The following is a 12,368-nucleotide window of genomic DNA, read 5'->3' on the forward strand; positions in this document are numbered from 1 at the left end:
CCTCCCGGTCATAAGTGCTCCTCATATAAGTACGGGCACCTATTCGTTGCATAGGCCATTTCTCCCACATTCTGTACGCATCAAGTCCTACAGGAATTACGTGCAGGTCACCGATGTTCTTTTGTGCAATGTTTTGGGCACATACCCTTATCGATAGTAACAGGGTAACAGCTACTGTAATTAAACAGGTGTTACCCATAAATGCTCTTCCGTTCATAACTATTTGATTTAGTACAAGATATTGAGAATAACAATAACTATCATCTCATCAACGAAATAAAAACACATAAATGTTTATGTCCTGCTTTTAAGAAGTATAAAAATGAATAAAATGAATACGTCATTAAAACCTGTGGCTCTGGGGCTATTTACAAAGCTTATAGGGTTGATAAACGCATCTAAGACCGACTGAGCCAATAAAATCAGGTATTGGACGGGTTTAAGCACCATTGATATTTACAGATATTGGCTTACATTCGTTTCAATGTTTGGCCAAAACAGAGGCGTGTCCTGAAAAGCCTGTAATGAGTAAGGAAAAAATGATAATAATAATCCCTGTTATGAAAAATCTAGATTTAAAAAATCTTGGTGTTCAGGAAATGAACACAGCCGAAATGACAAAAATTGAAGGTGGTGGTTTACTTGGTGGTGCGTTAACAGGCCTTTTAGGCTCCGTTGCATTAACTGTAAACACACTTTCAAATGATGCTTCAGCTTTCCTAAGCAAACATTAGCAAATGTTTTTAGATTTGTTTGGGGCTTGTAAGAAGAAATTAAGAGCACCCATTAGTCCGGAATTCCGGACTAATGGGTGCTTTATTATTTAACTGTATGGCCCTATCCACCTATTCTGAAGATACGATTTCAAGTACAGCTATTGTCTACCGGTCGCAGATCGGCAGGTCGACCAAAATCATTTATCAGATTACGGTATTGGCGATACTGGCGACACTAGCTGCACTTCCGTTTATTAAAACCCCTATCAGTGTTAAGAGTTCAGGATTACTCCAGTCTTCTGTTGAGAAAACAGAGCTGACAATTCCTGTAAACGGCAGGCTCATACAGTATAAGCTTACCGATAATAAGAAATTAAAGCAGGGCGATACCCTGTTGGTTATAGACGGTGCTTTGCCTAAACAGCAAGGCAATCTGGTCCAAAACCGTCAGGGACAGATCCGGCAGTTCCTCGAAGACATTAGTCAGTCTCTAAAGTACATCGACAGAAACGGCTACAGCTACCCAAGCCTGCAAACCGGGCAGTATAACGCATCATGGCAGCAGTTCGTCCAGGAGCTGGAGAACGCGCGGATCGCTAAAAAACAAGCAGAAACTACATTTAACCGGTACAACAAGCTTTATCAGAGCAAAGTGCTTACCGAATCTGAATATGAAAAATATAAATTTGAAGCGGAGCAGACAGAATCTGCTTTTTTGATGGTAAGTACAAAATACCGCACCCAGTGGCAAACTGAAGCCAATGCACTTCGCAACGAATTGCGCGAATTATCCGGACAGCAGGTGGAACTCAATGAACAAAAAAAACAATACATACTTCGGGCGCCAATAGACGGTTCTGTTCAAAATCTCGCGGGATTGCAAAAAGGCGCGTATGTATTCGCGAATCAAAAGATAGGCGAAATATCGCCTAATGTAAGTTTAACAGCTTTCTCCTACATTAAACCAGCTGATATTGGTCTGATCAAACCCGGACAGGAAGTCCGCTTTCAAATAGATGCATTCAATTACAACCAGTGGGGACTGGCGACTGGAAAAGTAATTGACATCTCTGATGATATCATTATTATAAATAATGGCCAGCCTGTATTCAAGGTAAAATGCAGCCTGGATCAAAATTACCTGGTGCTGAAAAACGGATATAAGGGCTTCCTGAAAAAAGGAATGAACTTTACTGCCCGTTTTACCGTGACTGAAAGGAGTTTATACCAGTTGCTTTACGATAAGGTAGACGATTGGGTAAATCCGAATGTTGAAGATATAAGAGCAGGGCAATGAGCATTAAGGTAAAACAACATGACATTACCGATTGCGGGGCAGCTTGTATTGCGTCAATAGCGTCTTATTATAAGTTAGACCTGCCTGTTGCAAGAATCAGGCAACTTGCTGGCACTGATAAAAAAGGAACAAATGTTTTGGGTATGGTCGAAGCTGCCCAAAAATTGGGTTTTGAAGCTAAGGGAGTAAAAGGAACATTTGAAAGCTTATTCAAAATCCCCAAGCCTGCGGTTGCGCACCTTATAGTGGAAAATATCCTCCAGCATTACGTTGTAATCTATAAGGTTACCGGAAAGTATGTTGAAGTCATGGATCCTATTGACGGACAGCTGCACCGCAAAAGCCATGAACAGTTTAAGAAGGAATGGACCGGGGCCCTTGTTTTGCTGCTGCCCGCAGAGGAATTTCAAACCGGAAATGAGAAGATCTCTGTACAGGGGCGTTTCTGGAACCTGATCAGACCTCATAAAAGTATATTGATACAAGCGCTTTTTGGGGCTATTGTTTATACCATTCTGGGTCTGTCTACCTCTGTATTCGTGCAAAAACTGGTCGATTTTGTATTAGTAGACGGCAATAACAACCTTCTGAACCTGATGAGTATTGCGATGATCATCATCCTGGTATTGCAGCTGTTCATTGGTACCGCAAAAACCATATTTACATTAAAGACCGGTCAGATGATCGATGCCAGACTCATACTGGGTTATTATAAACACCTGTTAAAGCTGCCACAGCAATTCTTTGATACGATGCGGGTAGGTGAAATCATTTCACGCATCAACGATGCTGTGAAGATCAGGGCATTTTTAAATGACGTCAGCATCAACTTCCTGGTCAATATTTTCATTGTGTTCTTTTCGTTTGTCATGATGTTCACGTATTACTGGAAACTGGCGCTGATCATGCTCACGGTTATTCCCTTGTATTTGCTCATCTACTTTATTACCAACAAACTGAACAAGAGGGAACAGAGAAAACTAATGGAAGATTCTGCAGAACTTGAATCTCAGTTGGTCGAAAGCCTGAATTCAGTAGGTACTATAAAACGTTTTGGACTGGAAGGTTATGCCAATGAGAAAACTGAAACACGTTTTATAAAATTGCTGCAAACCGGGTTCAAATCAAATATGAATTCGCTGTTTGCAGGGACATCTTCTGAGTTAATTTCCCGTTTGCTGACCATTATATTGCTTTGGGTGGGTGCAGGATATGTATTGGACAGTAAGATCACACCCGGGGAACTGCTGTCGTTCTATACACTCATTGGCTATTTCACCGGGCCGGTTTCCTCGTTAATCGGCATGAACAAAACTGTACAGGATGCTGTGATCGCAGCTGACAGGCTTTTTGAAATCATGGACCTGGAGCGTGAGAAGGATGAAAACCAAATTGAACTGTCACCGGATAAAATAGGTGACATCCGTTTTGAAAACGTTTCTTTCCGGTATGGAACGAGGGTCAATGTGTTTGAAAACCTGAACCTAACCATTCCAAAAGGGAAATTCACCGCAATAGTTGGTGAAAGCGGATCAGGTAAATCAACACTCATGTCGATCCTTCAAAACATATATCCTATACAACAAGGGAATGTAAGTATTGGGAAATATGACCTGAAATACATCAGTACACTTCTCTTCGCCAATCGGTGTCGGTTGTGCCACAGCAGATCGATCTTTTTGCAGGCAATGTGATCGACAATATTGCCCTTGGGGACTATGAGCCGGACATGCAGAGAATTATTGACATCTCTACCCAATTGGGGATCATAGACTTTATAGAAACCCTCCCCCAGGGTTTTCAAACTTATCTTGGTGAAAACGGAACCACGCTATCCGGCGGGCAAAGACAGCGGATTGCAATTGCCAGGGCAGTATACCGTAACCCGGAAATTCTTATTCTGGATGAAGCAACCTCCTCGCTTGACTCAGCATCGGAGCTTTATGTACAAAAAATGATTGATCTTTTGAAGGCTGATCATAAAACGGTTATCGTCATCGCCCACCGCCTGAGCACCTTAAACAATGCGGATCAAATTATTGTACTGGATAAGGGTAAAGTTATTGAGCAGGGAAGCCATGACGAGCTGCTGCTCAATTCAGGATCGGCATATGCCGGTCTGTGGAAATTTCAATCGTTGTAGTATTCTACCCGAACCACGTTGACCCCCTTTCAAATCCGTACTCAGCGTTCGTCGATTTTTATGAACCGTTGGTCGTGCGTTACCTCAATCTGGTATAATACACCGAAATCTCCTGCAACATTTTTTCTGTAAGGGCATCTTATTAACAAAGAATTAAAGAAAATTAAAAAATTCACAAAGTTGAACCTTGTTAAATAAGCTTCACCGCAAAAAAATAGAAATTATGAAAACTCTAACTCAAACATTATTCGCAACAGCATTAGCTACAGTTATTTTAGGAACATCAGCAATGGCTACCTTTGCTCATACAAGCCCTAAAACAGAAATTTCAAAAGACGCTGCTTCCGCAGTTACTTTCAACAAGATAATTGTATCCGGAAACGTTAAAGTGATCCTGGTTCAGGGAACAAAAGAAGCCATTAAAGTTGACGATAGTTTTGATGCTTCAAAAACAACCATTAAGAAAAACGGATACAAGCTCATGATCCATTCCATCGAGATCAACCCGGTTACCATAACAGTTTCTGTAAAAGATCTTCAGAGAATTGATGTGTCGGGCATCTCTTCAGTCGAAACTAAAGGTAAATTTGATCTTAAATATCTTCAGATCTTCATGAGCTACAGTTCATCCGCCAGCATCAATGCCAAAACAGGCAGTCTGTACACCAACATCAGTGACGCCGCAGAACTGAAACTTAGTGGTTCAACTGACGACCATACATTTATAGCCAGTCGAAATGCAAAAGCAGATCTGGATCACTTTGTGTGCAACAAGGCAGAACGTTTGACTAATGAATCCATTGCAGCCATAAGCTTAAACAGGGCAATAGTTGCGAAAGCAAGATAACTATTCAAAAACCACCGTTTTATTTCCGTAAACAAAGACCCTGTCGCCCAGCACAAGCCTCAGGGCTTTTGCCAATACGGCTGTTTCGATCTCCTTTCCCGACCTGACCATGTCTGATGCTGTAAAAGAATGGTTTACCGGGATGATCTGCTGGGCAATAATAGGCCCTTCATCCAGATCATCTGTTACGAAATGGGCCGTCGCGCCTATTAGCTTCACTCCTCTTTCAAAAGCTTGCTTATAAGGGTTTGCTCCGGCAAAAGCCGGAAGAAAAGAATGATGAATATTGATAATCCTGTTTGGGAAATGTGTTACAAATCCGTGGGAAAGAATACGCATAAATTTGGCAAGAACAATGTAATCGGGTATATAGCTGTCAATGAGTTTGATGATCTCCTGCTCAGAACCCTTTAATACATCCTCATAAGACACCAGGTGAAAGGGAATTTCAAAACGTTCGCAGATCTTTTGGAGCACCGGATGATTGCCAATTACGCAGCTTACCGAGGCACCGAGCGTCCCAAAATTATTACGGATCAGTATATCAGCCAGGCAATGGTATTCTTTGGTGACCATGACGACTATCCGTTTATCGGGCACAGGGTTCACGTGTACTTCCGCACCTGCCGGAAGAATGGCGGTCAATTTGTTTGTAAGTGTATGTTCATCTCCGTTTCCGTCAACCTCCAATCGCATAAAAAATCTGTTTTCAGCTTTAGCGACATATTCCCTCATGGAGACAATATTGAGCCCTGCTTCAGCAAGTAACCTGGAAATATCCGCCACCAATCCGATCTGATCTTTACATTGTATTATTACTATCATGCTCTAAAATAAAAAAAGTATATCTTTGTTTATCATGATTAAAATAAAATACCTTTTATTATTGGTTTGCATCGCGGGATGCTTTGCAGCCTGCAAAAAGAACGAAAAACCTTTTGATGACGTGGCACAATTCCAAATTGATACCGCTGCCATTAGAAGTTTTGTGAAGGCAAAAGGCTTAAATGTACTTAAGAGTGAGAAATACGGGATCTTTTATCAGATCATTGAACCAGGCACAGGTAATGCGACCTTTGATAGGTTCACTATAGTTAATGCTGATTATGAAGGCCGTTTTTTAGATGGAACGGTATTCGATTCCGGAACCAATATAGATTTCTCATTAGAGGGCGTAATTCAAGCCTGGCAATTTGCTGTTCCTGAAATCCAGAAAGGCGGAACGATCCGCTTTATTACACCGTCATTTTATGCGTATAAAAATTTTGCGAATGACAGGATTCCGGCAAACTCTATACTTGATTTTACGGTTACCATAAAAAACATCACGCAGCCATAAACCCGGTTATTTTACCGGACTTTTATCGCCGTTCACCGATGGTTTCAATAGCCCGGCCTTAAAGGCATTTATTTAGCCGTTTTTATCTTCCATCTTTACCTTATAATATTTAAGTGTTACAGATAGAAATAATGAATATGGCAATTTTTAAAACTTCATTAAAGGACAAGCAGGATTTGACCGCTATCGAACCTGTATTTAATATTTTATTCGGAGAAAAGAACTGGCTGTTCGTATTTGAAGACAAGCTGCTCAGGGTAATGTCATCAGTGCCTTGCGTGGATGTAGTACGTCACCTTTTACATGAGAGAGGCTTTTTTTGTGAAGAAATAACCTCTTATTCTGCAATCTAATTCTCTTCAGGAGAAGGACTGATCACTGTCCAGCCCCCATCAATAATCAGACTTTGCCCGGTAATGTGCCTCGCCTGTTCCGAAACAAGAAATAAAGCTGCACTGGCAATATCGGTCGTATAAGCCGGCCGGCCCATCGGGGTAATTCTTGACCATACCGACATATAATTTGGATCATCCAGCGTCCTTTCCGTCAGCGTAGCTCCAGGCGCGATTGTATTTACACTGATCTTATAAGGAGAGATTTCCAGTACAAGGTTTTTTGCCAGCATCTCAATTGCTGCTTTAGACATGCCATAAGCAGCCAGATCTTTATGAGCCTGGTGTCCTGTTACCGACGAAGTGAACAAAAGAGAACCGCCGTGACCCTGCTTTTTCATTTGGTTCACAGCCGCCTGAGCCAAAAGAAAAGTACCGGCAATGTTTACATTTAAAACCTTTGTTAATGATTCTTCCGGATAAGTTAAGAAATCACCAAATAAAGTAATGCCGGAATTCGCGATAGCGATATCCAGTTGCCCGGTTGTATCAACAGCGAGCCTGATCATGCTGTCTATAAAGTTCTTATCGCTCGAATTTCCCGGACAGGCGATACATCTTCCATTTTCTGACCTGATCTTTGAAGCAGCTTCATTTGCTAAAGCCTCATCAATATCATTTAAAATGACCGTTGCCCCTGCCGCGGCCAGTTGCCGGCAGATCTCAAAGCCGATGCCTTGTCCGGCACCGGTGACTATCGCTGTCTTATTGTTAAACTGTGTTGAAGACATATTATATTATTCCTTACTTTAAATTTGAAAAATTCCTGTTAATGTGAGTCCCTCAGCACTTCGCTCCCTGAACCTCCTTTTAGAAAGTCAAAATCAGCACCGAGATTTGCCTGTTCTACATGCTGAACATATAATTTTGCATAGCCCCTTTTGAATACCTCCGGCTGCTTTACCAACGCAGACCTTCTTTTGCTCAGTTCTTCATCATCTACCAGCAAGTTTAGGGTTCTGTTTGGGACATCCAGGGCAATCAGATCACCGTCTTTTACCAATGCAATGGTCCCATTTTCAGCAGCCTCAGGGGAAATGTGGAGTACTACAGTCCCAAAACCTGTACCGCTCATCCTTCCGTCAGATATCCTGATCATATCTGTCACTCCTTTATCCAGCAGTTTTTTAGGGAGGCCCATATTTCCTACTTCAGGCATTCCCGGATAGCCTTTGGGTCCTACATTTTTAAGGACCATTACGCTATTTTCATCAATATCCAGTTCAGGGTCATCTATACGTGTTTTATAATCCTCAATATTTTCAAATACTACTGCCCTGCCGGTATGCTGCATTAACCTTGGATCTGCAGCTGATGGTTTTATAATTCCCCCTTCGCAAAGGTTCCCTTTTAGCACAGCAACTCCGGAATCAAGTTTAAACGGTTCTTCAAGTGTGGCAATTACTTTTCTGTTCAGGGTTTTTGCTTTTTTAAGATTCTCACCAATGGTCCTCCCGTTTACAGTAATGCAGCCTGTATTGAGCTGGGCTTCGATCTCTTTCATAACTGCAGGCAAACCTCCTGAATAATACAGATCCTCCATAAAATATTCACCTGAAGGCTGAAGATTGGCCAATAATGGCAGGTTGTTAGAATAACGGTCAAAATCATCGATATGGAGATCTACACCCACCCTGCCTGCTATTGCCAGCAAATGGATCACGAAATTGGTTGATCCTCCAATTATGGCATTTACTTTTATCGCATTTTCGAAGGCTTCCCGTATTAGGATATCAGAAGGCTTGAGGTCCTCTTTTACCATCTCAACTATCCTTCTGCCTGAAAATTGGGCAAACACCTTTCTATTGGAATCGGCAGCGGGAATAGCAGCATTTTCAGGCAACGAAAGCCCAAGCGACTCTACCATACACGCCATCGACGATGCGGTGCCCATTACTGCACAATGACCACGGCTCCGGCACATCCCTGCTTCTGCTAGGTTGAGTTCTTCTTCTGTCATAATACCGGAACGTACATTTTCAGAAAACCTCCAAATGTCACTGGTACCAATATCCCTGCCTTCATATTTTCCGGTTAGCATGGCACCTCCGGACACTACGATTGTGGGTATATTTACGCTGCAGGCACCCATCACCAATGAGGGTGTGGTTTTATCGCATCCGCACATTAAGACTACTCCGTCAATAGGATTGGCCCTTATGGATTCTTCCACATCCATACTGACCAGGTTCCTGTATAACATTGCTGTAGGTTTAATCAGGGTTTCCCCTAAAGACATCACAGGAAACTCTACAGGAAGCCCGCCCGCCTGTAATATTCCTCTTTTAACAGATTCAGCCAGTTCTCTGAAATGTGCATTACAGGGAGTTAGCTCAGACCAGGTATTGCAAATACCTATTACCGGTTTTCCCCGAAACTCATCGTCCGGAATTCCCTGGTTCTTCATCCAGGCTCTGTAGATAAATCCATCTTTGCCTTTTTTCCCGAACCATTGCTGACTTCTTAGTTTTTTTTCCATGATATCTTCTTATAGATCAGCATAATGAATGCTGATTCCTTTAACGTTTGTTTTGACAATAAATACATTCCCGCTTTCAGGGTAAGTCTTTAATTCCTCTTCCGACAGGCCTGACCGTGCTGTGGTAATGATCATGTGATCGAGCTCAGGTCCGGCAAAACAGCAGGCGGTGACATGTGGTGCAGAAATATCGATAAAATCTATCATTTGCCCCGTCTGCAGGTCAAATCTTCCAACTCCGAAGCCACCCCAGAACGCAACCCAAAGCATACCTTCTTCATCTATAGCCATGCCATCCGGTAAGCCCAGGTCAGCGGGGATTTTAACAGCAATCTTCTCGAACTCAATACCAGCCGTTTCTGCATCGTATAAATAAGCATAAATTTCAGCCCTTGCGCTATCGGTATAATACATTCTTTTATGATCTGCAGAAAAGACGATGCCATTTGGAATAGAAATGTCGCTGATCTCTTTCGTTATTAATCCCGTATTGGTTATGCAATAGATAGCGCCTGAATTCTTTTGATGGCTGAGTTCCATTGTGCTGATCCATAGCCTGCCATAGACGTCGGCGCCTCCATCGTTACACCTGAAATCGTTCCAGTTTACATCAGGAGATGGCAACCAGGTCAGTTGCTTTGTCAGCAAGTCAAATTTGGCTGCGCCGCCTTGTAAACCCAACACCAATTTATTCTTTTCAGCCGGTATGATCACTGAAATCCGATGGTCGAGCTGATATTGCAGTACAGATTTTTTGCCCCAATTGTATTCAAAGATAGTTTTGGCCTCAATATCTACCCAAAAACAGGTCCTTCTTTCAGCGTGCCATACAGGGGATTCCCCTAATTCACAATTCGATCTGCATAAAACTTCGGCCATAAGGATCTCGCTCTGGATGTATTTACTGAATATATCTGGTAAAACCGGCGGCCAACTTGTAGATACAAGTTAGACACGTTAGTAAAAATAGTAAATTATTTTGAACCCTAATCCTTATTGCGTACATGTTCTGCTAAATCATATTCTTTTTTCTCGTTTTTGTCATCAAGGAAAAGAAGGATGATCAGTGAAATGATGGGAATTAAAAATGAGATAAAGAACCAGAACCAAAACTTTCGCCCTATACTTTTAGCAAGGATTCCCGCCACGATCTGAGGTATTAACAATACGCATAGTAAAAGTATTTCTGGCATAGTGCTGATCTATTTGGATTTTGAAATTTCAAATACATGAACTCCTGACGGCACCCGGCCCGCATAAACAGAAGATTGTCTTTTCAGGGCCTTCACAGTTATTGGCTTTCCGTTATGCAATACCTTATTTTTTCCAGGGGTCAGCGGCAGATAAACTTCCGCTTCCATATTAGCAGGCAATGTGAAAGTAAGCAGGTATTTATCTTCATTTTGAACTTTAATCCGGACATCTCCGCGTATTGTTGGGATCAAAGATTCGGCGAAAAGAAGGTCTGCGGTCTGCGGCCGGATCGCTATCAGTTCAAATCCCGCTTTAAGCGGCTCCACCCCCATCAGCCTGCGCGGAATAATATTGGCCGGTGCAGCTCCCCAGGCATGGTTCCAGTCCTGGTTAGGTTTGAACTTGTTGTCCCATGCCTCGAGTGTGATCGTAGATCCTGCTTTGATCATGTTATACCAGCTTCTGTCGGCTGTAGCAGTAAGTAACGCCAGCGCATGCCCTGCATCACCTCCATCATATAGCGCATCCATTAGGAACTGAGATCCGTAGACGCTGCATGCCATTCCCCTTGATCGGATAAATTTCAGCACGGATGATATATACTGTTCCGGCACCAGTGCAAAATTCAGCGCAAACATATTGGAATGCAACGAAGCATGGCTTGTGATATCACCATCTTTATACACACCCAGTTCCTTATTCAGGAAATATTTGTTAAACACTTCCTTGATCTCTTTGTGCGCTGCAGCATACTTTCCAACATCTGCCTTATTTCCCGTTACAGCGGCGATCTTTTCCATCAGCACCAGCGCCCGGTAGTGAAAGGCATTGGTCACCGCATTATATTTATTAAATACAAAACCGTCTGTTTCACTTACCGGCCAGTCTACGATGTCCTTAATCTTATCCTTAAAGTTTATAGAGGCCCCAAACTCTTGCGTTTGTAACCCGGTAGTGGTTGATATCAACTTGTTTTTCTCCTTTAACGCCATCAAAGTCCTGTTTTTCAGTATCTCATAATTGGTCATCAGTGAACGTACGTCACCGGTATACAAGTAGTCGTTCCAGGAAATGATCAGTGCCTGTAGTATCCATTCTGTAGGCCAGGTTGGATGCTGTAAAAGGTATTCCGCTGACCGTCGTGCCATTGAATATTCCCTGTCCACACCATAATGACCCAACTGGTTGATCAGTGCGTCGGCTTCATATGGAATGCGTTCTCTGTCGCCATCCACATAGATCCCCGTAAAAGATGTGGCCTTCATAGAATATTTACACAACTCCCAGATCTTGTTAAGTGTGTCATTGGAGGACGTAAATGAGGCCGCCGCATCATCAAAAGGATAATGTACCATTTCCCTGATCACGTCTTGACTGGCTGTCAATGTTTTCTTATACCCTTCCAGTTGCGCATACCTGAAAGGCAGTACTTCTCCAATATATTCCGGCATTTTAATAGCTGCAGGCCCTGTGTTCCGCTTGTCAGGCTCTATTTTGATGCGGTAGGTGTGCTTACCTTTCCTGAGCGGCAGGCTGATTCCGCGATAGCGGATAGTACCACCGGGTTTAGGGTCAAGCAATCCGTCTTTAATAGCCTCACCCAGACTTATTTGCACGGTATCAAGTCCCGTATCAGAAGTCAAACGTATCTGCAGCTGTCCGAATGCATCTTTAGCAAAATCAAACAGCTGCACATCATTCATATGCATAGAAGCCTTCTCAGGAGTCTGCATTGTTTTCACCAATGGTTCAAAAGATGATTTATAGCCAGACAAATCTGCTCCAGTCCGGAAAGCCTTAATATCTGACCATTCACTTTCGCCCCCTGTATTTGTAAAGGTCTTTACCCGCCAGAAATAGATTCTGGAAGGCAGCAGGTCATTGCCCGCAAAAGGGACTGCTACTGATTTCTTGCTTTGAACACGTTTGCTGTCCCATATTGTCCCTTTACCGGCCACTGC

11 protein-coding genes and 1 pseudogene are annotated in these 12,368 nt (G+C 42.6%); 6 read left to right on the top strand and 6 right to left on the bottom strand.

The features are described 5' to 3' along the window. The coding region (locus VK541_RS25040; protein WP_324373373.1) for a hypothetical protein at positions 1–217 on the bottom strand (217 nt) is incomplete at its 3' end. Between the two features lie 307 nt (positions 218–524). Between VK541_RS25040 and VK541_RS25045 the strand changes: the two genes are divergently transcribed. From VK541_RS25045 to VK541_RS25060, 4 genes and pseudogenes are all read left to right on the top strand, one after another. Further along, positions 525–734 carry a hypothetical protein gene (locus VK541_RS25045; RefSeq protein ID WP_324373375.1) on the top strand — a complete coding sequence of 70 codons (210 nt, stop codon included), beginning with the start codon at positions 525–527 and terminating at the stop codon, positions 732–734. Positions 735–831: 97 nt separating this feature from the next. Further along, positions 832–2,013, top strand: a complete 1,182-nt coding sequence (locus tag VK541_RS25050) for an HlyD family secretion protein (protein ID WP_324373377.1) — start codon at positions 832–834, stop codon at positions 2,011–2,013. After that, positions 2,010–4,156 (top strand): annotated as a pseudogene (locus tag VK541_RS25055) (peptidase domain-containing ABC transporter). The gene VK541_RS25050 and the pseudogene VK541_RS25055 overlap by 4 nt, the downstream one beginning before the upstream one ends. A 223-nt stretch (positions 4,157–4,379) precedes the next feature. After that, complete coding sequence (locus VK541_RS25060) at positions 4,380–5,003, top strand: GIN domain-containing protein (protein WP_324373379.1); 624 nt, start codon at positions 4,380–4,382, stop codon at positions 5,001–5,003. Here VK541_RS25060 and purU read toward each other — a convergent pair whose 3' ends face one another. Continuing rightward, the gene (gene purU, locus VK541_RS25065; RefSeq protein ID WP_324373380.1) at positions 5,004–5,828 is read right to left on the bottom strand and encodes a formyltetrahydrofolate deformylase; all 825 of its coding nucleotides are present in this window, start codon (positions 5,826–5,828) and stop codon (positions 5,004–5,006) included. A gap of 34 nt (positions 5,829–5,862) precedes the next feature. On the opposite strand from purU, the gene VK541_RS25070 reads away from it, so the two are divergent. Both VK541_RS25070 and VK541_RS25075 read left to right on the top strand, forming a co-directional pair. Beyond that, a complete protein-coding gene (locus tag VK541_RS25070) occupies positions 5,863–6,342 on the top strand; it encodes an FKBP-type peptidyl-prolyl cis-trans isomerase (RefSeq protein ID WP_324373381.1) in 480 nt (159 codons plus the stop codon). A gap of 137 nt (positions 6,343–6,479) precedes the next feature. Continuing rightward, on the top strand, positions 6,480–6,695 hold the full coding sequence (locus tag VK541_RS25075) for a hypothetical protein (RefSeq protein ID WP_324373382.1): 216 nt from the start codon (positions 6,480–6,482) through the stop codon (positions 6,693–6,695). On the opposite strand, the gene VK541_RS25080 is transcribed toward VK541_RS25075, so the two are convergent. The 4 genes from VK541_RS25080 to VK541_RS25095 all read right to left on the bottom strand — a co-directional run. Next, entirely contained in the window at positions 6,692–7,465 is a 774-nt protein-coding gene (locus VK541_RS25080) for an SDR family NAD(P)-dependent oxidoreductase (RefSeq protein ID WP_324373384.1), read from the bottom strand. The genes VK541_RS25075 and VK541_RS25080 overlap by 4 nt on opposite strands. Before the next feature lie 38 nt (positions 7,466–7,503). Then, positions 7,504–9,213 carry an IlvD/Edd family dehydratase gene (locus VK541_RS25085; RefSeq protein ID WP_324373385.1) on the bottom strand — a complete coding sequence of 570 codons (1,710 nt, stop codon included), beginning with the start codon at positions 9,211–9,213 and terminating at the stop codon, positions 7,504–7,506. A 9-nt stretch (positions 9,214–9,222) separates the two neighbouring features. Continuing rightward, the gene (locus VK541_RS25090) at positions 9,223–10,092 is read right to left on the bottom strand and encodes an SMP-30/gluconolactonase/LRE family protein (RefSeq protein ID WP_324373386.1); all 870 of its coding nucleotides are present in this window, start codon (positions 10,090–10,092) and stop codon (positions 9,223–9,225) included. 323 nt (positions 10,093–10,415) lie between these two features. Beyond that, a partial coding sequence (locus VK541_RS25095) for an alpha-L-rhamnosidase C-terminal domain-containing protein (RefSeq protein WP_324373388.1) occupies positions 10,416–12,368 on the bottom strand: 1,953 nt, incomplete at its 5' end.

This window comes from Pedobacter sp. (assembly GCF_035317785.1).
Taxonomy (GTDB): domain Bacteria; phylum Bacteroidota; class Bacteroidia; order Sphingobacteriales; family Sphingobacteriaceae; genus Pedobacter.